A 19,950-nucleotide genomic window follows, 5' to 3' on the forward strand; every position below is an offset into this window, starting at 1 on the left:
CGGACGGTGCCCCGGTACGGTGATCACATCTTGACCCGCCGCACCCCCCGAGGACGTCGCCGTGCCCTGGACCCTGTCTTTCAGGCCCTCGCGAAGGAGCCTGCTCGCCGGTGCCGCGGGGGCGGCCCTGCTCACCGGATGCTCCGGCGGGCGGTCGCCCGACGGCGGCTCCGGGGTTCCGCTCGAACGGCGGATGCGCGAGAAGGCCGTCCGTGACAGCGCGCACCTGCTGGAACGTTACGACGCCACCGCCGCCGCCCATCCGGACCTGGCCGCGCGCCTCGCGCCGCTGCGCGCGGCGGTCGCGGCGCACACGACGGCGCTGGCTCCCGCGGACAGCGCTCCCGGCGCGCCCTTGCGCTCCCCCTCCCCGTCCCCGTCCGGCGCCGCGTCCGGCGGGCCCCGGGCGGGCGGCGCCCCGGTGCCCGCCGGGCCCGCCGAGGCGCTGACCGCCCTCGCGGACGCCGAGCGGAGCCTCGCCGAGGCCCGGAAGATCGAGCTGGCCGACGCCCCCGGGGAGCTGGCCCGGCTGCTGTCCTCGGTGGCCGCGTGCGGTGCCGTCCACACCTTCCTGCTGACCTCGACCCCGGGAGACAGACCGTGAAGCCCCAGCCCTCCCCCTCCGGCCGGGCCCTGGAGGCCGCCCAGGCCGCGCTCGCCGCCGAGCACGCCGCCGCGTACGGCTACGGGGTGATCGGGGCCCGGACCGGCGGGGACCGGGCGACCCAGGCGCGGGAGGCGTACGGCGCGCACCTCGCCCGCCGGGACGCGCTCGCCCGGACCGTGCGGGAGCTGGGCGGTTCCCCCCGGCCGGCGGAGGCCGCGTACGCCCTGCCCTTCGAGGTGCGCGGCCAGGAGGACGCCGAGCGGCTGGCCGCCGGGATCGAGGACCGGGTGGCGGGCGCCTACTCCGACCTGGTGCGGGCGGCGGAGGGTCCGCTGCGCCGGGAGGCTGCCGACGCGCTGGGCGCGGCGGCCGTGCGCGCGGCGCGCTGGCGTGGTGGCGGCGTAGCCTTCCCTGGGCTCACGGAACGCGCGGAACGACCTGCGTGACCTGCCCGGACCAGCTGAAAGGGACCACGCACGCATGGCTTTCGAACCGCCGCAGCGGCTTGTACGGGCGCTCGGCGAGACGCCGGAACCGGACCACGAGGCACGGTGGCTGGGGCAGTTGCCCCGGCTCGCCGAAGAGGCGCTGGAGCGGCGTGGGGTACGGGCCCAGCGGGTGCAGGCCCCGGGCGGGCGCAGCAGCCTCGTCGTCCTCGTCCGGTACGACGACGGGACCCCGGCCGCGCTGAAGCTGGCGCCGCCGGGCGCCCGGCCCGACCGGGAGCTGGCCGCGCTGGCGCACTGGGGCGGCTTCGGCGCCGTCCGGCTCCTGGACCCGGAGCCGTACGAGGAGGGCGGGGGGCTGCTGCTGGAGCGGCTGCGGCCGGAGGTCTCCCTGCGGTCGCTGCCGGAGGCGAAGTCGCTGCTGGAGGCGTGCGGCACGCTGCGCAGGCTCTGGGTGGCCCCGCCGGCCGGTCACCCCTTCGAGACGGTGGCGGAGCGGACCGGGCGCCAGGCCGGGGCGCTGCTCACGGCCCCGCCGGAGCTGGGTCCCCTGGCGGAGGCGGCGCTCGCGGCCCGCGCCGAGCTGACGGCGGTGCCCGGTGAGGAGTTGCTGCTGCACGGGAACTTCCGGCAGGGCAAGGTGCTGGCGGGCGAGCGGGCGCCGTGGCTGGCGGTGGGCCCGGACCCGCTGACCGGCGAGCGGGCGTACGACCTGGCCCGGCTGGTCCGGGACCGGCTGGAGGACCAGGTCGCCTCCTCGGCGGGGGCGGCGGGGGCCCGGCGCCGGGTGAACAGGCTGGCGGACTCGCTGGAGGTGGACCGGGACCGGCTGCGGGGCTGGACGCTGTTCCGGGCCGTGGAGTCCGGCAACCGGGCGCTGGCCGCGGGGCGGCGGCGGGACGCGGAGCTGCTGCTGGAGTTCGCGGCCTGGCTGTAGGCCGTCTCTTACGGATCTCGCTCCGCCCCGGCTCCGGGTTCCCGGTGGTGGGGCGGCGCGCCGGGCATATCGTTGATGACAGGGATATGTCTGGCAGGGGGCCGTCATGGTCGGAGAACTGCTGGCAGCGGGCATCGCCGCGAGCGCGGCGGCCGTGGTCTGCCTGGGCGCCGCCGCCCGCGTGGTGAAGCAGTACGAGCGGGGCGTGGTGCTGCGTTTCGGGCGGCTGCGCGCGGGCGTCCGCGGGCCGGGGTTCACGCTGGTCGTGCCGGTCGTGGACCGGCTGCACAAGGTGAACATGCAGATCGTGACGATGCCCGTGCCCGCCCAGGAGGGCATCACCCGGGACAACGTCACGGTCCGGGTGGACGCGGTGGTGTACTTCAAGGTGGTGGACGCGGCCAGCGCGGTCATCGAGGTGGAGGACTACCGCTTCGCGGTCTCCCAGATGGCGCAGACCTCGCTGCGGTCGATCATCGGCAAGTCCGACCTGGACGACCTGCTCTCCAACCGGGAGCAGCTCAACCAGGGCCTGGAGCTGATGATCGACAGTCCGGCGGTGGGGTGGGGCGTGCAGATCGACCGGGTGGAGATCAAGGACGTGTCGCTGCCGGAGACGATGAAGCGGTCGATGGCCCGGCAGGCGGAGGCGGACCGGGAGCGGCGGGCCCGGGTGATCAACGCGGACGCGGAGCTCCAGGCGTCGAAGAAGCTGGCCGAGGCGGCGGCGGTCATGTCGGAGCAGCCCGCGGCGCTCCAGCTCCGGCTGTTGCAGACGGTGGTGGCGGTCGCCGCCGAGAAGAACTCCACCCTGGTCCTGCCCTTCCCGGTGGAGCTCCTGCGCTTCCTGGAGCGCTCCACCCCGGCCCCGGCCGGACCGGCGCCCGTGCCTCCCGCACCTCCCGCACCGGAACCGGAGGCCGTCCGGGCCCTGGACCAGGAACCGCCGCCGCAGCCGCTTCCCGGGCCGGACCCCGGCCCGGCCGGCCCGCCGCCCGGACAGCGGTAGCCGGCCGGACGCGCGGGCCGGTCAGGCCGTCAGCCGGGCGAGGGCCTCGCCCAGCGGGAGTTCCTCGCGGGCGCCCGTGGCGCGGTTCTGGAGCTCGACCACCTCGTCGGCCGAACGGCGGCCCGCCACCAGGATCCACGGGACGCCGATCAGTTCCGCGTCCGTGAGCTTGACCCCCGGTGACAGCCCCGGCCGGTCGTCCAGCAGGACCCGCAGGCCCGCCCCGGCCAGGGCGGTCGCGGCCGTCTCCGCCAGCGCGAGCGGCACCGCCTTGCCCGCCGCCACCACGTGGACGTCGGCCGGGGCCACTTCCGCGGGCCAGCACAGGCCGCGCTCGTCGGCCGTCTGTTCGGCCAGGGCCGCCACCGCGCGCGAGACGCCGATGCCGTAGGAGCCCATGGTGACCCGGACCGGCTTGCCCTCCTTGCCCAGGACGTCGAGGCCGAAGGCGTCCGCGTACTTGCGGCCGAGCTGGAAGATGTGGCCGATCTCGATGGCCCGGCCGAGTCGCAGGCCGGTACCGCAGGAGGGGCAGGGGTCGCCCGGCTCGACCACGACCACGTCCAGGTACCGGTCCACCTCGAAGTCCCGGCCGCAGACCACGTTCCGGGCGTGGGTGTCCGCCCGGTTGGCCCCGGTGACCCAGGAGGTGCCGGGCGCCACCCGGGGATCGGCCAGGTAGCGGACCTTCTCCAGGCCCTGCGGGCCCACGTAGCCGCGTACCAGGTCGGGGCGGTCCGCGAAGTCCTCGGCCGTCATCAGTTCCACCACGGCCGGGGCCAGGTGTTCGCCCAGCTTGCCCAGGTCCACCTCGCGGTCCCCGGGCACGCCGACGGCCGTGATCTCGCCGTCGACCTTGACCAGGAGGTTCTTCAGCGTCGCGGAGGCCGGGACGCCCAGGTGCGCGGCCAGGGTCTCGATCGTCGGTGTCCCGGGGGTGTCCACCTCCTCCGGCGCGGGGTGGTCACCGGTGGCCGGGGCCGGTGTGAAGGTCACGGCCTCGGTGTTGGCCGCGTAGTCGCAGGAGGGGCAGTCCACGAAGGTGTCCTCCCCCGCCCGCGCCGGGGCCAGGAACTCCTCGGACGCCGATCCGCCCATGGCACCCGACACCGCCGAGACGATCCGGTGGTCCAGGCCGAGGCGCTCGAAGATCCGCCGGTAGGCGGCGCGGTGCAGGGCGTACGACTGGGCCAGGCCCTCGTCCGACACGTCGAAGGAGTACGAGTCCTTCATCTGGAACTCGCGCCCCCGCAGCACCCCCGAGCGCGGGCGGGCCTCGTCGCGGTACTTGGTCTGGATCTGGTAGAGCATGACCGGCAGGTCCTTGTACGAGGTGCACTGGTCCTTGACGACCAGGGTGAAGATCTCCTCGTGCGTGGGGCCGAGCAGGTAGTCCGCGCCCTTGCGGTCCTTGAGCCGGAACAGCAGGTCGCCGTATTCCGTCCAGCGCCCGCTGACCTCGTACGGCTCCCTCGGCAGCAGCGCCGGGAGGAGCACCTCCTGGGCCCCGATCGCGTCCATCTCCTCGCGGACGACGCGGGAGACGTTGTCCAGGACCCGCTTGCCGAGCGGCAGCCAGCTCCACACCCCGGCCGAGCTGCGCCGGACGTAACCGGCCCGGACCAGGAGCCGGTGGCTGAGGGTCTCCGCGTCGGCCGGGTCCTCGCGAAGGGTCCTGGCCATGAGTCGGGACATGCGCTGCACGTGTTGTGTGGACATGCCGGGAGGCTACCGGGGGCCGGGCGGGCGCCGACGGGGAATTATCCCGCGCACGGGGTCCGGGGCGGTTCCAGGGGCGGTCTCAGGGCCGGGGCAGCGGCAGCGGGGCGCCCATGACGGCGTACGGGAGGCTCGCGCTCGGGAAGTGGACCTGGCGGGCGAGGTCCGTGTACCCGAGGGCGTGGTAGAGGCCGCGGGCCGGGCTGTCGGTGTCGATGGCGGAGAGGATCGACCGCGGCTCGGCGGCGGTGTCGGTGACCCGGGTGATCAGGGCGCGGCCGACGCCGTGGCCCTGGAAGCCGGGGTGGACGTGGAGTTCGGTGATGACGAAGGAGCCGTCGAGCCAGCCCTCGTGGCCGCCGGGGCGCAGGTACGGTTCGACGACCGTGGACCACCAGTGCGTCCGGTCGTTCGGCATCCCGTACACGAACCCGGCGAGCGCCCCGTCCTCGGTGAACGCCCCGAGCGCGCGGGCCCCGCGGCAGGTCATGTGGCGCCGGACGATGTACCGCCGGATGGCGACCTCCTCCCGGCTGAGCCCGAAGGCGACCGCCTGCACGCGCAGGGCCTCGTCCACGTGGGCGGCGAGGTCGAGGGGGGCGATGCGGAGTCCTGCGGGCCGGTCGGGGTCGTCGTCCCCGGGGGTAGGCAGCATGCGGTGACCTTACTTCCCGGCCGTGGCGCGCCGGTACGACATGACGCGCCCGCGCGCGAGGCGGTACGGCGACGGCCCAAGCGGTGCGGACCGTCCCGGGCGCGTGGTCAGAAGAGCACGCTCATGAAGGTGCCGACCTCGCGGAAGCCGACCCGCCGGTAGGACGCCCGCGCGGCGGTGTTGAAGTCGTTGACGTAGAGGCTGACCACGGGGGCCACATCGCGCAGGGCGTGGGCGACGACGGCGGCCATCCCGGTCTCCGAGTACCCCCGGCCGCGGAACTCGGGGGCCACCCAGACGCCCTGGATCTGGCAGGCGCGGGCGGTGGCGGCGCCGATCTCGGCCTTGAAGACGACCCTGCCGTTCTCGACGCGGGCGAAGGAGCGGCCGGTGCCGACGAGTTCGGCGACCCGGGCCTGGTAGAGGAGTCCGCCGTCACCGGCCATCGGCGAGATGCCGACCTCCTCGGTGAACATGGCCACGCAGGCGGGCATGATCAGGTCCATCTCGTCCTTGCGGACGCGGCGGACCCCCGGGTCGGCGGCGACCGTGGTGGACGGCCGGTCGATGGTCATGAGCGGCTGGTGGGAGCGGACGTCGCGGGCCGGTCCCCAGGCCGGTTCCAGCAGCTGCCACAGCAGCCGGGTGGCCTCGGCGGGGCCGACGATGGAGGAGCAGCGGCGGCCGGTGCGGCGGGCCCGTTCGGCGAAGGAGCGTACGGCGTCGGGTCCGGCGCAGACGGGGACCAGGTTGGCGCCCGCGTAGCAGAGGGAGCGGAGCTCGCCGTCCGTGTACCAGCCCCACATCTCGCCGCCCAGGCGCCAGGGGTCGAGTCCGGCGACCTGGACCCTGGAGGTGACGAAGGCGTTCGTGACCGGCTCGCGTCCGAGGATTTCGAGCGCGGCGTCGAGATCACTGGGCTCAAGGACCCGGGTGGTGGTCTGCGTCAACACTGGGGCCTCACCATGCAAGTCCGCTGATCTCCGCACTGTACCCGGCGGCGCTCGGGGATGCCTCGTCCCCGGAGTCACGAAAAGGCCCCGACCCCGCCCGCGAGCTGCGGGAACGGGGCCGGGTCCCTGTGTGCGGAGTCCGTACCGCCCGGCCTGAGGTCCCCCCCGTTCCTCGGCCCCGACCCTCCGGGCGGGTGAACCGGAGGGGCACGCCTGACGGCCCTGCGGGTCAGCCTGCGGGCGCCCCGGAAGAGACGGTCTAGACGCCGATGGCGACCGTGGGCTCGCCGGACGGGATGCCGTCCTTCTCCATCTGTTCGGCGATCTTCATCGCCTCTTCGATGAGGGTCTCCACGATCTTCGATTCGGGGACGGTCTTGATGACCTCGCCCTTCACGAAGATCTGGCCCTTGCCGTTGCCGGAGGCGACGCCGAGGTCGGCCTCGCGGGCCTCGCCGGGGCCGTTGACGACACAGCCCATGACCGCGACGCGCAGCGGGACCTCCATGCCCTCCAGGCCGGCGGTGACCTCTTCGGCCAGCTTGTAGACGTCGACCTGGGCCCGGCCGCAGGAGGGGCAGGAGACGATTTCCAGGCGGCGCGGCTTGAGGTTGAGCGATTCCAGGATCTGGATGCCGACCTTGATCTCCTCGACCGGCGGGGCGGACAGCGACACGCGGATGGTGTCGCCGATGCCCTCGGCGAGCAGCGCGCCGAAGGCGACGGCGGACTTGATGGTGCCCTGGAAGGCGGGGCCCGCTTCGGTGACGCCGAGGTGCAGCGGGTAGTCGCAGGCGGCGGCGAGCTGGCGGTAGGCGTTGACCATGACGACGGGGTCGTTGTGCTTGACCGAGATCTTGATGTCGCTGAAGCCGTGCTCCTCGAAGAGGGACGCCTCCCAGAGCGCGGATTCGACCAGCGCCTCGGGGGTGGCCTTGCCGTACTTCTTCAGCAGCCGGGCGTCGAGCGAGCCCGCGTTCACGCCGATCCGGATGGGGGTGCCCGCGTCCTTGGCGGCGCGCGCGATCTCCTTGACCTTGTCGTCGAACTGCTTGATGTTGCCCGGGTTCACGCGGACGGCGGCGCAGCCGGCGTCGATGGCGGCGAACACGTACTTGGGCTGGAAGTGGATGTCGGCGATGACCGGGATCTGCGACTTCTTCGCGATGACCGCGAGCGCGTCGGCGTCGTCCTGGGTGGGGCAGGCGACGCGGACGATGTTGCAGCCGGAGGCGGTGAGCTCGGCGATCTGCTGGAGCGTGGCGCCGATGTCGGAGGTCCGGGTGGTGGTCATCGACTGCACCGAGACGGGCGCGTCGCCGCCCACGGCCACGGAGCCGACCTGGATCTTGCGGCTGACCCTGCGGTCGGCAAGCTTCGTCGGCACGGCCGGCATTCCGAGAGAGATGGCAGTCATCTGCTGTGCAACCCCAAGGTGTGGATCAAGGCCCGAGATCGGCGGGCTCCAGCCTTCGAGATTACGCCAATCCCCGGGTGCCCCGTGCATCCGCGGGGCCGCACCACCCGAACGTAGGGAGCCGGGCACGATGTGTGCCCGGCTCTCAGAGTTGTCGTGTACAGGCGGTCGGTGCCGGGCCGGCCGGGGTGTTCCGGCCGGTCCCGGCACGTGGACGCACCGACGCGCGGACGCACGGGGCGCGGCTACGTGATCGTGATCGGGTTCACCACGTCGGCGACGAGGACGAGCAGGGTGAAGCAGACGAAGACCCCGGCGACCACGTAGGCGGCGGGCATCAGCTTCGCCACGTCGAACGGGCCGGGGTCGGGGCGGCGGAAGACCCGGGCCAGGTTGCGGCGGACCGACTCCCACAGGGCGCCCGCGATGTGCCCGCCGTCCAGGGGCAGCAGCGGCAGCATGTTGAAGAGGAACAGCGAGAGGTTGAAGAAGCCGACGAGCTGGAGGAAGAAGACGAGCCGCTGCTCGGCCGGGATGTCCAGGGTGGCGATCTCGCCGCTGATCCGGGCGGCTCCGACGATGCCCATCGGGGAGTCGGGCTCGCGCTCGGCACCGCCGAAGGCCGCGTTCCACAGCGCCGGGATCTTGGCCGGGAGCTTGACCAGTCCCTGCACGCTGCTGTCGACGACCTCGCCCATGTGGTCCACGGACCGGGCGAAGGAGAGGGGGGCGATCTCGTTCCTGGGGCTGAAGCCGAGCCAGCCCGCCGTCACGTACTCGCCCTTGACGTAGCCGCCCTGGCCGTCGGTCCGGGCGACCTTGTTCTCGATCAGGTCGACCGGGAGGGAGAGCCGCGCGCCGTCGCGGACGACGGTGACGGTGGCGGGGCCGACGGTCTCGCGGATCTGCTGCTGGAGGACGGCCCAGTCGGTGACCTCGCGTCCGTCGAAGGCGACGATCCGGTCGTCCGGGAGCAGCCCCGCGGCCTTGGCCGGGGCCACGGGGTCGCCGGGCTTGCAGACCTCGCGGTTCTCGCTCTGCTGGATGACGCAGGGCGAGACCGTCGCGACCTGGGTGGTGGTCTGGCTGATCCCGAAGGTCATCCAGACCCCGAAGAAGATCGCGAGGGCCAGTACCAGGTTCATGAAGGGGCCCGCGAACATGACGATCACGCGCTTCCACGGCTTGCGCGTGTAGAAGAGCCGGGTCTCGTCACCCGGCTGGAGCTCCTCGTACGCGGCCGAGCGGGCGTCCTCGATCATCGAGCGGAACGGCGAGGTCGAGCGGGCGGTGACCTTGCCGTCCTCGCCGGGCGGGAACATCCCGATCATGCGGATGTAGCCGCCCATCGGAATGGCCTTGATCCCGTACTCGGTCTCGCCCTTGTGCCGCGACCAGAGGGTCGGGCCGAAGCCGACCATGTACTGCGGCACCCGGATGCCGAAGAGCTTGGCCGTGGAGAGATGGCCCAGCTCGTGCCAGGCGATGGAGACGAGCAGGCCGAAGACGAAGATCAGCATCCCGATCACCGTCATGAGTGCTGTCATGCGCGCGCCTCCACGGCGGCCCGAGCCGCCATTTCCCGTGCCCGGGCCCTTGCCCAGGTCTCCGCTTCAAGGACGTCGTGGACGGTGAGGGGCGTTCCCGTCGCCGGGTTCCCGTTCCGCTCCGCCGGGTCCGCGCCGGCGGGGGGGACCGTGGAGCCGAAGCGCTCGTCGACCACGGCAGAGACGGTATCCATGATTGCTGTGAACGGCAGCCGCCCGGCCAGGAACGCCTCCACGCACTCCTCGTTCGCCGCGTTGAAGACGGCGGGGGCCGTGCCGCCCAGGGCGCCCACGTGCCGGGCCAGGCCCACCGAGGGGAACGCTTCCGTGTCCAGCGGGAAGAACTCCCAGGCCGAGGCCTTGGTCCAGTCGAAGGCGGGGGCCGCGTCGGGAATCCGCCGGGGCCAGCCGAGACCGACCGCGATGGGGCCGCGCATGTCGGGCGGGGTGGCCTGGGCGAGCGTGGAGCCGTCCGTGAACTCCACCATCGAGTGGACGTAGGACTGCGGGTGGACCACGACCTCGATGCGGTCGAAGGGGATGTCGTAGAGCAGGTGCGCCTCGATGACCTCCAGTCCCTTGTTGACCAGGGTCGCGGAGTTGACGGTGATCACCGGGCCCATGGCCCAGGTGGGGTGGGCGAGCGCGTCCTCGACGGTGACGTCGGCCAGTTCGGCGCGGGTCCGGCCGCGGAAGGGGCCGCCGGAGGCGGTGACCACGAGCTTGCGGACGTCGGCGCGGGTGCCGGCGGCGAGCGCCTGGAAGAGGGCGGCGTGCTCGGAGTCGACCGGGATGATCTGGCCGGGCCGGGCGAGGGCCTTGACCAGGGGGCCGCCGACGATCAGCGACTCCTTGTTGGCGAGGGCCAGGGTCCGGCCCGCGCGGAGCGCCGCGAGGGTGGGCGCGAGGCCGATGGAGCCGGTGATGCCGTTGAGGACGGTGTGGCACGGGGAGGCGGCGAGTTCGGTCGCCGCCCCGGGCCCGGCCAGGATCTCCGGCATCGGCTCGGTGCCGTACTGGTCGCTCAGCGCCTTCTTGAGGGCGGGTACGGCCTCCTCGCGGGCGACGGCCACGGCCTTGACCCGCAGCAGCCGGGCCTGCTCGGCCAGGAGCCCGACGCGTCCGCCGGCGGCGGACAGCGCGGTGACGCGGAACCGGTCCGGGTGGCGCAGGGCGAGGTCGATGGCCTGGGTGCCGATGGAGCCGGTGGAGCCGAGGATGACGATGTCCCGGCGGCCGGCCGCGGGGTCGAAGAGGACGTGCGGGTCGGCGAGGGGGGCTGGGCGGTCGCTCATGGTCCCATTGTTGCCGCAACTCAGGGGCGGTCGGGCACCCAGTCCCCGTGAACGGCACCGGCGAGGAGTTCCGGCAGGGTTCCGGCGAAGCCGGGCAGCGCGCGGGCCGCCCGCCACCAGGCCCGCGGGTCCTCGCCCAGGGCCGCGGTGAGGAGCCGGTCGGCCTCGGCGCGGGCCGCCAGCACGGCGCCGGGCCGGTCGTGCCGGTCGGGGTGGCCGCTCTCGCCGAGCCACTGGTCCTCGTCCAGGGCCCAGCAGGCGGGCACCTTGTGCCGGATCACGTCCGCCCCGGTGAGCAGGGACCGGTCCAGGCAGTCGCGCACCCAGCGGATGTCCTCCTCGGCGCTCTCCATGGGGACGGCGAGGCTGGCCAGGGCGAGTTCGCGTTCGACGCCGTCCGGCGGCCGGGCGGCGAAGGGGGCCAGCCCGTCCAGGATCTCCGCGAGGGCGGCCGGGGGCGCTCCGGCGGGCGGCTCGGGCAGGCCGGGACCGGCCGGGGTGGAGCCGGGCAGGGCGCGGCCGGTCAGGCGGGCCACCAGGTCGGGCAGGGTCCCGGGGAAGGTGCCCGCGTGGCGGAGCAGTTCGGCCCAGAGCCTCGGGTCGTCCCCCAGCGGGCGCAGGGCGCGGGAGACGGCCGTGCGCGTCTCGGCCTGTTCGGGCAGGGTCCAGCGCAGCCCGTGGCGGACCCCGTCGAGGCGGGCGAGGCGCAGGGTGCGGTGGGCGGGGGCGAGGTGGGCGACCAGCTCCCCGGGGGTGGCCAGGCCCGCCCGGACGGCGCGGACGGCGGGCCGGTACCAGGCGGGCCCGTCCGCGTCCGCGTCTCCGTCCCCGTCCGCGCGGCCGGTGGTGAGGAGGGCGGCGCGGGTGGCGGGGGTCAGCTCCGCGGCGAGCAGCAGGGCCTCGCGGGCGCCGGGCGGCAGCGGCTGCCGGGCGTGCGCGCTCCGCAGGGCCTCCTCGTCCAGGTCGTGCGGGAGGGTCAGGACGTCGAGCGGGACCCGGGGCCGGCGGGCGCCGTGGCGGCGGAGCAGGGTGACCAGTTCCCCGGTGGTGAGGGGCCCTTCGCCGGGGTCCCGGCCCAGCTCGGCGCGGAGCACCGGCAGCAGGGCGGGCGGGGTCCGGCGGGCGGCGTACCGGGCGGGGCCGGGCAGGCCCGGCAGGGGCCGTCCCAGGACGCGGGGGTTGCGGGCGAGGAGGGTGCGGTCCGTGGCGGTGCCGTGGCGCAGCAGCAGGGTGACGGCGGCGGCGGGCAGCCACTGGTCCCGGCAGAGGTAGGCGCGGGCGGGCGCGTCGAGCCGGCCGGTCAGGGCGGTGACGACGGGGTCGGGTGCGTGGCGCATCAGGTGTGCCACGCACCAGGCCAGCAGTCGGCTGTCGCGGTCCTCCTCGGCCGTCGCCATCGCCCTCGTCCGCCTCGTGCTCATGCGCGTACGTACTCGTACTGCTGCCCGTGTCTGGTGCCCGTATGTCGTACAACAGTCCGGGCTCCGCCGATGATGGCAGGTCAGCGCAGGGGGCGGTGGACGTTTTCCCGGTGGGAGGGGCCGGGGGTGGCGTCCGCGATCCAGGGGCCGTCGTCCGAGGGGTCGAGGATGCCCTCCTCCAGCCAGGTGTAGGTGCCGGACAGGACGCCCGCGACGACGGTGCGGTCGAGGTCGTCGGTGTTGGACCAGAGCCGGCCGAAGAGTTCCTCCACGCGCAGCCGGGACTGCCGGCAGAAGGCGTCGGCGAGCTGGTACGCCTCGCGGCCGTGCGCGCCCGAGGCGCGCAGGTGTTCGGCGCGGACGCAGGCGGCGCTCATCGCGAAGAGTTCGGCGCCGATGTCGACGATCCGGCCGAGGAAGCCCTGTTTCGTCTCCATCCGGCCCTGCCAGCGGGCCATGGCCAGGAAGGTGGCGCGGGCCAGGCGGCGGGAGCCGCGCTCGACGTACCGCAGGTGGGTGGCGAGGTCGGGGTGGCCGGCGGGGTGGAACTCGCGGTAGGTGCCGGGGACCTGGCCGGGTCCGGCGGCCAGCCGGGGCAGCCAGCGGGCGTAGAACCCGGCCGCGCGGGCGCCCGCCCGCGCCTTGTCGCCGAGTTCCTTCTCCGGGTCGATGAGGTCGCCCGCCACCGACAGGTGGGCGTCGACGGCCTCGCGGGCGATCAGCAGGTGCATGATCTCCGTCGAACCCTCGAAGATCCGGTTGATGCGCAGGTCGCGGAGCATCTGCTCGGCGGGGACGGCGCGCTCGCCGCGGGCGGCCAGCGACTCGGCGGTCTCGAAGCCGCGTCCGCCGCGGATCTGGACCAGTTCGTCGGCCATCAGCCAGGCCATCTCGGAGCCGTAGAGCTTGGCGAGGGCCGCCTCGATCCGGATGTCGTTGCGGTCCTCGTCGGCCATCTGGGAGGAGAGGTCGACAACCGCTTCGAGGGCGAAGGTGGTGGCGGCGATGAAGGAGATCTTGGCGCCGACGGCCTCGTGGAGGGCGACCGGGCGGCCCCACTGCTCACGGACCCCGGACCACTCCCGGGCGATCTTCAGACACCATTTCCCGGCGCCCACGCACATGGCGGGCAGGGAGAGCCGCCCGGTGTTGAGCGTGGTCAGCGCGATGCGGAGCCCGGCGCCCTCGGCGCCGATGCGGTTCGCGGCGGGGACCGTGACCCGGTGGAAGCGGGTGACGCCGTTCTCCAGGCCGCGCAGGCCCATGAAGGCGTTGCGGTGCTCGACGGTGATGCCCGGTGAGTCGGCCTCGACGACGAAGGCGGTGATCCCGCCCCGGTGGCCCTCGCGGCGGGGCACGCGGGCCATGACCACGAGCAGGTCCGCGACGACCCCGTTGGTGGTCCAGAGCTTCACCCCGTCGAGGAGGTAGGCGTCCTCCCCGTCCGGGACGGCCGTGGTGGCCAGGCGCGCCGGGTCGGAGCCCACGTCGGGTTCGGTGAGGAGGAAGGCGCTGATCGCGGTGGTGGCGCAGCGCGGCAGGTAGGCGGCCTTCTGTTCGGGTGTGCCGAACATCTTCAGCGGCTGCGGCACCCCGATCGACTGGTGGGCGGAGAGCAGGGCCCCGACGGCCGGGCTGACGGAGCCGACGAGGGCGAGCGCCTTGTTGTAGTAGACCTGGGTGAGGCCGAGGCCCCCGTACTCGGTGGCGATCTTCATCCCGAGCGCGCCGAGCTCTTTCAGGCCGCGCACGGTCTCGTCGGGGATCTTCGCCTCGCGCTCGATGCGGGCGCCGTCGATGCCGTGGGCGCAGAACTCCCGCAGCCGGGCCAGGAACGCCTCGCCGCGCCGGACGTCCTCGGCGTCGGGGAGCGGGTGGGGATGGATCAGGTCGAGCCGGAAGCGGCCCAGGAAGAGTTCCTTGGCGAAACTGGGTTTTCGCCAGTCCTGTTCCCGGGCCGCCTCCGCGACCTGCCGGGCCTCGCGTTCGGTCACCTTGGGCTGCGTGCCACCGGGCTGTGTTGCGGACATGAGCGGGCTCACCTCGCCGCCGGAGTCGGACGATGTTCCGGATGACCAGTCGGTTACCACCTGGGATGCGTACCCGCTCCGGGCCCGCGGGAAAAGGAAAACGGCCGGAGCCCCCGCACAGTGGGCTCCGGCCGTCGGCTCTTCGGCCGTACGGGATCAGATGTCGAGGCCGGTCAGGACCAGGACGCGCTCGTACGTGTAGTCGTCCATCGCGTAGCGGACGCCCTCGCGGCCGACACCGGACTGCTTGACGCCGCCGTACGGCATCTGGTCGGCGCGGTAGGACGGCGCGTCGCCGATGATCACACCGCCGACCTCCAGTTCCCGGTGGGCGCGGAAGGCCGTCTGGATGTCCCGGGTGAAGACACCGGCCTGGAGGCCGAACTTCGAATCGTTGACGGCGGCGAACGCCTCGTCGGTCCCGTCGACCCGGTGCAGGGTGAGCACCGGCCCGAAGACCTCCTCGACGGCGAGCGTGACACCGGCCGGGAGTTCCGCGAGGACGGTGGGCTCGTACGAGGCGCCCTCGCGGGTGCCGCCGGTGAGCAGCTCGGCCCCGGCGGCCACGGCCTCGTCCACCCAGGACTCGACGCGCCGGGCGGCGGCCTCGGAGACGAGCGGGCCGACGTCGGTGGCGGAGTCGTTCGGGTCACCGGTGACCTGGGCCCGGACCTGGGCGACGACCTTCTCGACGAGGCGGTCGTAGACGGAGGCGTCGGCGATCACGCGCTGCACGGAGATGCAGGACTGGCCGGCCTGGTAGTTCGAGAAGGTCGCGATCCGGGTCGCGGCCCAGTCGAGGTCGGCCTCGGAGGACCAGTCGGCGAGGACGACGGCCGCGGCGTTGCCGCCGAGCTCCAGGGTGCAGTGCTTGTGGGGCACCGACTGCTGGATGGCGTAGCCGACGGTGTCGGAGCCGGTGAAGGAGATGACGGGCAGCCGCTCGTCCTTGACCAGGGCGGGCATCGCGGCGTTCGTGACCGGCAGCACCGACCAGGAACCGGCCGGGAGGTCGGTCTCGGCGAGCAGCTCGCCGAGGATCAGGCCGGAGAGCGGGGTGGCCGGGGCCGGCTTGAGGATGATCGGCGCGCCGACGGCGATGGCCGGGGCCACCTTGTGGGCGCACAGGTTCAGCGGGAAGTTGAACGGCGCGATGCCGAGGACCGGGCCCTTGACGAACCGGCGGGTCAGGGCGAAACGGCCGACACCGCCCGGGTCGGTGTCCAGGCGCTGGGCCTCGCCGCCGTTGAAGCGGCGGGCCTCCTCGGCGGCGAACCGGAACACGGACACCGCGCGGCCGACCTCGCCGCGGGCCCACTTGACCGGCTTGCCGTTCTCGGCGGAGATCAGCTGGGCGATCTCCTCGGTGCGCTCGGCGAGCCGCTTGGACACGTGGTCCAGGGCGGCGGCCCGTACGTGGGCGGGCGTCGCGGAGAACTCCGCCGTCACCGCGTGCGCCGCGGCCACGGCCTCTTCGACCTGCGCGTCGGTGGGAACGCTCACGGCGGCGACGAGGCGGCCGTCCCACGGGGAGTGGACGTCGAAGCTGTCCTCGCCGGTGGCCTGACGGCCGGCGAGCCAGAAGGCGTGGGGGGAAGTCATGCGAATCCCGGCCCTTCGGTGGGTGCGGTGGGCGTTGTCCCCTCCACCGTAGGACTCGGCCGCGGATTCGGCGGTTGTCCGCGGTGGAGCACCCGCCCCACCCGCCCACGCCGCTTTGTCAGTGTCGCCCCCGGCCGGGGGGGGTGGTCGGGCGCGCGACCGTCCCGCTTCCGGTGCCGTCAGCCCGGCGCCGAGGTCGCCTTGAGCGCGAGCCAGAGCTCCATCCGCACGTCGGGGTCGTCCAGGGAGCGCCCCAGGATCTCCTCGACCCGCCGCATCCGGTACCGCAGGGTGTGCCGGTGCACGCCCAGGTCCGCCGCCGCCGCGTCCCACTGGCCGTGGCGGGAGAGCCACGCCCGGAGCGAGGCCACCAGATCGCCCCGCCCGGTCGCGTCGTGCTCCCGCAGCGCGTGCAGCGTGGCGTCCGCGAAGGCCCGTACCGCGTCGTCGGCCAGCAGCGGCAGGACCGAGCCCGCCGCCATGTCCTCGTGCCCGACCAGCGGCCGGCCGCGCCGCCTGGCCACGGCGAGGGCCTGCTCGGCCTGGCCCAGGGCCACCGCCGCGCCCGCCGCCGCGGCCGGCGCGGACACCCCCACCACCGGCTCGCCCGGCTCCGGCCCGGCCGTGTCCCGCCCCCGCCGCGCCTGCGTCGCGCGGGCGTGCTCCAGGCACGCCCGCACGGCCGCGCCCCCGGCGGCGGCCAGTACCGTCAGCCGCCCCTCCTCCGTCACCAGCAGCACGGCCTCGCCGGTGCGTGCCGCCGCCGACTCCACGGCGTCGGCCAGCGCCGCCGTCGCCTGCGGGCCCGCCGGTCCCGGTCCCGCGGGCTCGGCCACGATCAGTCGCAGCGGGGCCTCCAGCAGGGTCCCGTACAGGTCCCCGGCCACGGCCCCGGCCTGGTCCGCGGCGCCCGCCAGGAGCATCCGCAGCACCGCCGCCCCCAGCCGGGACTCCGCGTCGCGCAGCGAGCGGGAGCGTTCCGTGGTCAGGGTGAGCAGGGCGACCGCGGAGTGGACGGCGTACCGCTCGGCCGTGCCCAGCGGGGCCGCGGTGCCGACGGCCAGCGCGCCGCGCGCCCGGCGGCCGGTGCCCAGCGACTGGAGCTCCACCCGGTCCTCGGAGCCGCCCACGACGGCGCTCGCGGGCGCGGGCCGCTCCCGCAGCCGCTCCACGTCGGGCGTGAGCCGGGCGGCCCGGCGGGCGGCCCAGTCGGGCGCGGCGGCGACCACCGCGCCGGAGGTGTCGTAGAGCGCGGCCCAGCCGTGCACGAGGGCCGCCAGCCGGGTGATCAGCTCGGCGGGGCCGGCCTCGGAGAGCGCGGCCCGGGTCAGCTCCCGCTGCGCCGCGAAACCGGCGGTGACGGCGCGGTACTGGTCGGCCGCGAGCGCCGCCGAGACGGCCTTGCTGATGGCGAGGAACGGGGTCCTGCGCGGGACCTCCAGCAGTGGCAGGTCCTCGGCCCGCGCGGCGTCGACCAGCGGCTGCGGGATCTCCTCGTAGTTGACGCCGATCGCGAAGCCGATGCCGACGACCCCGGCCGCGGCGAGGCGGCGGACGTAGCGGCGCATCTCCTGCGGGTCCTGGGCGTCCAGCTTCATCGCGGTGGTCAGCAGCAGCTCACCGCCCTCCATGTAGGGGACGGGGTCGGCGAGCTCACTGACGTGGGCCCAGCGGACGGTGGCGCCGAGGCCGCTCTCCCCCGCCCTGACGCCGAGCTTGAGCGCCGAGTGCTGGACGAGTGCGGCGAGGGTGAGCGGCATCGGGAACCAGGGGCCTTAGCGGAGGGGGCGGGGACGGCCCGGCGGGAGCGGTTTCGCCGTGTCGTACGAACGGCTCCTTCCGATTCTGCCATCCCGTACGGGTGGGCCCGGCGTCGGCCGGACCGCCCGGACCGCCCGGACCCTCGGGTTCCGGCTGCCTCTCAGTCGGTGCCCGCGAGCCGGACCAGCAGCGGGGCCGCCCGTTCCCCGCGGACGGAGGTGAGCGACAGCACCGCGTGTCCCGGCGGGACGGCGTGGGCCAGGTCGGAGGCGGACCACCGTTCCCGTTCGACCTGGCGCACGGTCACCGCGTCCGTGGTCACCGCCTTCCCCGTCACCAGCTTGCGGAAGGAGTGCATCGCCCGGGTCAGCGGCTGGTCGGCGAAGACGGTCCGGTGGGTGACGTCGCGCGTCTCCACCCACTCGGTGCCCCACGCCTCGGCGAAACGCTTGCCGTCCCAGGTGGTGACCCCGGAGAAGGCCATCCGGCAGCCGACCGCCCCGAGCAGCGGCGTCCGCAGCGCCTCCGGTACCTCGTCCAGGGAGCGCAGGGTCAGCAGCACCCCCGCGTGCGCCGAGCGCAGCCGCTGGACGCCCCGCACGGTCCCCGGGGTCAGGGTGTGCGAGGCGTCGTCGAAGGCGAGGAAGGCGAAGAGGGAGCGGTCGGTGCGGGCGGCGGCGGCGGCGTTGAACTGGGCGAGCAGCAGCCGGGCCAGCATGCGGGAGGCGTCGGCGTGGCCGCGCTCGGGCAGGTCGACGCGGACGCGGATCGGGTGCTCCAGCGTGCGCAGCGAGAAGGGGCGGCCCTGCCCGGTGGTGTCGAAGAAACCGGCGAAGGCCGGGCGGTCCAGCAGCGCGACCCGGTCGGCGAGGGCCGGTCCGGGGTCGGCGGGGGACCCGTACTGCCGGGTCCGGGCGTCGAGCTCGCGCAGCATCGTGCGGTGCCCGGCCCGTTCCAGTGCGCGGCGCAGTCCGTCGAGGGCGGCCGGTACCCGGTCGAGCAGCTCGCGCAGCTCGGGCACGGCGGGGAAGCGGCCGTGCACGGCGCGGAACGGCCCGAGGAGCTGGGCCAGGGCGGTGGCGGCCCGGCGTACGTCGGTTCCCGGGATGTCGCCCACGAACGCCTCGGCGAGCAAGGTGGCCGCCTCGTCGGGGTCGGTGGTGCCGCCGTAGAGGTCGAGGTCGTGGGCGGAGCCGGGGTCGCCGACGCGGACCACGACGTCGTACGCGGTGTCCGGTCCGAGCCCGGCGCCGGCCGGGCCCACGGCGACGACGGCGGCCTGTCCGGCCAGGGCCTGGAGCGCCAGCGATTCCACGACGGGCCGCACCAGCCGGCCGGTCTTGCCGGTCCCGGACGGGCCGACGGCGAGCAGGGAGGTCCCGAGGACGGCGGGGTCGAGGGCGAGGGCGGTGCCGCGGCGGGCGTAGGGGTTGCGCGCGCCGTCCTGGACGGTGCCCAGCAGCACCTGGCGGGCCAGCAGGTCGTGGCGGGCGGAGCGGACGGGCAGGTCCCGCGCGCCGGAGGGGTGCGGGCAGGCGGCGGCGCCCTTGTCGCGCACGGTGTCGGCGAAGGCCCGCAGCCGCGAGGGGTCGGCGCGCACGGAGTCCCAGGCCCGCCGGATGCGCGCGTAGTCGACGTCGTTCATCCGCCCGGCCCCGATCTCCCCGGCCAGCCGCTCGGCCACCTCCCCCATCCCCGCCTCCCGCACCTCGGGCCACGCGACGGGGTCACCGGGACTCCCCGCCTCCGACACCCGCACGACCGGGACGGCGGCGGGCGTCACCGGCTCCGGCGCGGACGGGCCACGGCGTCCGCGCCACCCGCCGAGCCGGGCGAAGAGGACGAGGACGGGCCCGTAGATCAGCCCGTACAGGAGGAGGCTGACCACCAAACCCCCCGTCCTGCCCAGTTCCGGGTACGGCAGGTGGGCGAAGGCCAGGTCCTCGGCGGTCAGGGTCTTGGTCCAGAGGAGCGTCGTCACGAAGAGGGCGCCGACCGCCGCGCCGGCGGCGCGGGCGCCGGGGCCGCGGGCCGCGACGAGGCGCTCGAAGGCCGTGCCCCAGGAGCCCAGCCGGCTGAACCACACGACGAGCAGTGCGGTCACCACCAGTTCGTACGCCTGGAGCGCGGCCTCGCCCCGGTGGTCGACGGCGGCGCCCCCCAGCTCCCACCAGTCCCTGGGGGTGAAGAGCTTGAGCGGCAGGTCGAAGTAGGGGATGTAGTGGTTGGCCAGCAGGGACCAGACCAGCACACAGGCCAGGAAGGAGATCACCGCTCCGCCGAGCAGTGACCGGTCCTCGACGGGCTCCGCGCGCTCGCCGCGCCGCGGCACGTACCCGGAGCGCCAGACGCCCGGTTCCGCCTGTGGCCGGGGTGCGCGGACCCACTCCGCCAGGGAGGGGCCGGCTGTCGGGGCGTGGGACGGTTTCGGGGGGAGCGGGGGGGCGGGGAGGGCCGGAGGCGGGAGTGGTGGGGGGGAGGGGCGGGGGATGTGGCCGGTGCGGGCCGGGTCCTTCTCGTACGTGCCGTCGGTGTCCATGAAACCCCTGCC

15 protein-coding genes are annotated in these 19,950 nt (G+C 74.6%); 4 read left to right on the forward strand and 11 right to left on the reverse strand.

The window, feature by feature from the left end:
- Positions 1–61: 61 nt before the first annotated feature.
- From ACIA5F_RS17445 to ACIA5F_RS17460, 4 genes are all read left to right on the forward strand, one after another.
- Positions 62–604, forward strand: coding sequence for a hypothetical protein (locus tag ACIA5F_RS17445; protein ID WP_399353778.1), 543 nt, complete (start codon positions 62–64; stop codon positions 602–604).
- Positions 601–1,053 carry a ferritin-like domain-containing protein gene (locus ACIA5F_RS17450; protein WP_399353780.1) on the forward strand — a complete coding sequence of 151 codons (453 nt, stop codon included), beginning with the start codon at positions 601–603 and terminating at the stop codon, positions 1,051–1,053. Before ACIA5F_RS17445 ends, ACIA5F_RS17450 begins: the two co-directional genes overlap by 4 nt.
- Positions 1,054–1,087: 34 nt before the next feature.
- Positions 1,088–1,990 (forward strand): aminoglycoside phosphotransferase family protein, encoded by a 903-nt coding sequence (locus tag ACIA5F_RS17455; RefSeq protein WP_399353782.1) that lies wholly within the window; start codon positions 1,088–1,090, stop codon positions 1,988–1,990.
- A 106-nt stretch (positions 1,991–2,096) separates the two neighbouring features.
- On the forward strand, positions 2,097–2,999 hold the full coding sequence (locus ACIA5F_RS17460; RefSeq protein ID WP_399353784.1) for a slipin family protein: 903 nt from the start codon (positions 2,097–2,099) through the stop codon (positions 2,997–2,999).
- A 21-nt stretch (positions 3,000–3,020) separates the two neighbouring features.
- On the opposite strand, the gene ACIA5F_RS17465 is transcribed toward ACIA5F_RS17460, so the two are convergent.
- The 11 genes from ACIA5F_RS17465 to ACIA5F_RS17515 all read right to left on the reverse strand — a co-directional run bounded on the left by ACIA5F_RS17465 (position 3,021) and on the right by ACIA5F_RS17515 (position 19,938).
- Positions 3,021–4,718, reverse strand: coding sequence for a proline--tRNA ligase (locus ACIA5F_RS17465; protein WP_399353785.1), 1,698 nt, complete (start codon positions 4,716–4,718; stop codon positions 3,021–3,023).
- 82 nt (positions 4,719–4,800) lie between these two features.
- Positions 4,801–5,373, reverse strand: a complete 573-nt coding sequence (locus ACIA5F_RS17470) for a GNAT family N-acetyltransferase (RefSeq protein ID WP_399353787.1) — start codon at positions 5,371–5,373, stop codon at positions 4,801–4,803.
- Positions 5,374–5,480: 107 nt separating this feature from the next.
- Positions 5,481–6,323, reverse strand: coding sequence for a GNAT family N-acetyltransferase (locus ACIA5F_RS17475; protein ID WP_399353968.1), 843 nt, complete (start codon positions 6,321–6,323; stop codon positions 5,481–5,483).
- A 262-nt stretch (positions 6,324–6,585) separates the two neighbouring features.
- Entirely contained in the window at positions 6,586–7,743 is a 1,158-nt protein-coding gene (ispG, locus tag ACIA5F_RS17480) for a flavodoxin-dependent (E)-4-hydroxy-3-methylbut-2-enyl-diphosphate synthase (protein ID WP_399353789.1), read from the reverse strand.
- 245 nt (positions 7,744–7,988) lie between these two features.
- On the reverse strand, positions 7,989–9,290 hold the full coding sequence (locus tag ACIA5F_RS17485; RefSeq protein WP_399353791.1) for a M50 family metallopeptidase: 1,302 nt from the start codon (positions 9,288–9,290) through the stop codon (positions 7,989–7,991).
- Positions 9,287–10,585: a 1-deoxy-D-xylulose-5-phosphate reductoisomerase gene (gene dxr / locus ACIA5F_RS17490; RefSeq protein ID WP_399353793.1), complete on the reverse strand. Its 1,299-nt coding sequence runs from the start codon at positions 10,583–10,585 to the stop codon at positions 9,287–9,289. Before dxr ends, ACIA5F_RS17485 begins: the two co-directional genes overlap by 4 nt.
- Before the next feature lie 20 nt (positions 10,586–10,605).
- The gene (locus ACIA5F_RS17495; RefSeq protein WP_399353795.1) at positions 10,606–12,006 is read right to left on the reverse strand and encodes a hypothetical protein; all 1,401 of its coding nucleotides are present in this window, start codon (positions 12,004–12,006) and stop codon (positions 10,606–10,608) included.
- A gap of 80 nt (positions 12,007–12,086) precedes the next feature.
- Positions 12,087–14,036 carry an acyl-CoA dehydrogenase family protein gene (locus ACIA5F_RS17500; RefSeq protein WP_399353796.1) on the reverse strand — a complete coding sequence of 650 codons (1,950 nt, stop codon included), beginning with the start codon at positions 14,034–14,036 and terminating at the stop codon, positions 12,087–12,089.
- 156 nt (positions 14,037–14,192) lie between these two features.
- On the reverse strand, positions 14,193–15,638 hold the full coding sequence (locus tag ACIA5F_RS17505) for an aldehyde dehydrogenase family protein (protein WP_399353798.1): 1,446 nt from the start codon (positions 15,636–15,638) through the stop codon (positions 14,193–14,195).
- Positions 15,639–15,817: 179 nt separating this feature from the next.
- The gene (locus ACIA5F_RS17510) at positions 15,818–17,398 is read right to left on the reverse strand and encodes a PucR family transcriptional regulator (RefSeq protein WP_399353800.1); all 1,581 of its coding nucleotides are present in this window, start codon (positions 17,396–17,398) and stop codon (positions 15,818–15,820) included.
- Between the two features lie 161 nt (positions 17,399–17,559).
- Positions 17,560–19,938 carry an ATP/GTP-binding protein gene (locus tag ACIA5F_RS17515; protein ID WP_399353802.1) on the reverse strand — a complete coding sequence of 793 codons (2,379 nt, stop codon included), beginning with the start codon at positions 19,936–19,938 and terminating at the stop codon, positions 17,560–17,562.
- Positions 19,939–19,950: the final 12 nt, after the last annotated feature.

Source organism: Streptomyces sp. NPDC051567, from assembly GCF_044454165.1.
GTDB lineage: Bacteria > Actinomycetota > Actinomycetes > Streptomycetales > Streptomycetaceae > Streptomyces.

What these genes read in the sequence shown, in the direction of transcription:
- ACIA5F_RS17465 (WP_399353785.1), bottom strand. Translation starts at nt 4,718, where the DNA reads ATGTCCACACAACACGTGCAGCGCATGTCCCGACTCATGGCCAGGACC.
- ispG (WP_399353789.1), bottom strand. Translation starts at nt 7,743, where the DNA reads ATGACTGCCATCTCTCTCGGAATGCCGGCCGTGCCGACGAAGCTTGCC.
- ACIA5F_RS17505 (WP_399353798.1), bottom strand. Translation starts at nt 15,638, where the DNA reads ATGACTTCCCCCCACGCCTTCTGGCTCGCCGGCCGTCAGGCCACCGGC.
- ACIA5F_RS17485 (WP_399353791.1), bottom strand. Translation starts at nt 9,290, where the DNA reads ATGACAGCACTCATGACGGTGATCGGGATGCTGATCTTCGTCTTCGGC.
- ACIA5F_RS17500 (WP_399353796.1), bottom strand. Translation starts at nt 14,036, where the DNA reads ATGTCCGCAACACAGCCCGGTGGCACGCAGCCCAAGGTGACCGAACGC.
- dxr (WP_399353793.1), bottom strand. Translation starts at nt 10,585, where the DNA reads ATGAGCGACCGCCCAGCCCCCCTCGCCGACCCGCACGTCCTCTTCGAC.
- ACIA5F_RS17470 (WP_399353787.1), bottom strand. Translation starts at nt 5,373, where the DNA reads ATGCTGCCTACCCCCGGGGACGACGACCCCGACCGGCCCGCAGGACTC.
- ACIA5F_RS17455 (WP_399353782.1), top strand. Translation starts at nt 1,088, where the DNA reads ATGGCTTTCGAACCGCCGCAGCGGCTTGTACGGGCGCTCGGCGAGACG.
- ACIA5F_RS17495 (WP_399353795.1), bottom strand. Translation starts at nt 12,006, where the DNA reads ATGAGCACGAGGCGGACGAGGGCGATGGCGACGGCCGAGGAGGACCGC.
- ACIA5F_RS17510 (WP_399353800.1), bottom strand. Translation starts at nt 17,398, where the DNA reads ATGCCGCTCACCCTCGCCGCACTCGTCCAGCACTCGGCGCTCAAGCTC.
- ACIA5F_RS17460 (WP_399353784.1), top strand. Translation starts at nt 2,097, where the DNA reads ATGGTCGGAGAACTGCTGGCAGCGGGCATCGCCGCGAGCGCGGCGGCC.
- ACIA5F_RS17515 (WP_399353802.1), bottom strand. Translation starts at nt 19,938, where the DNA reads ATGGACACCGACGGCACGTACGAGAAGGACCCGGCCCGCACCGGCCAC.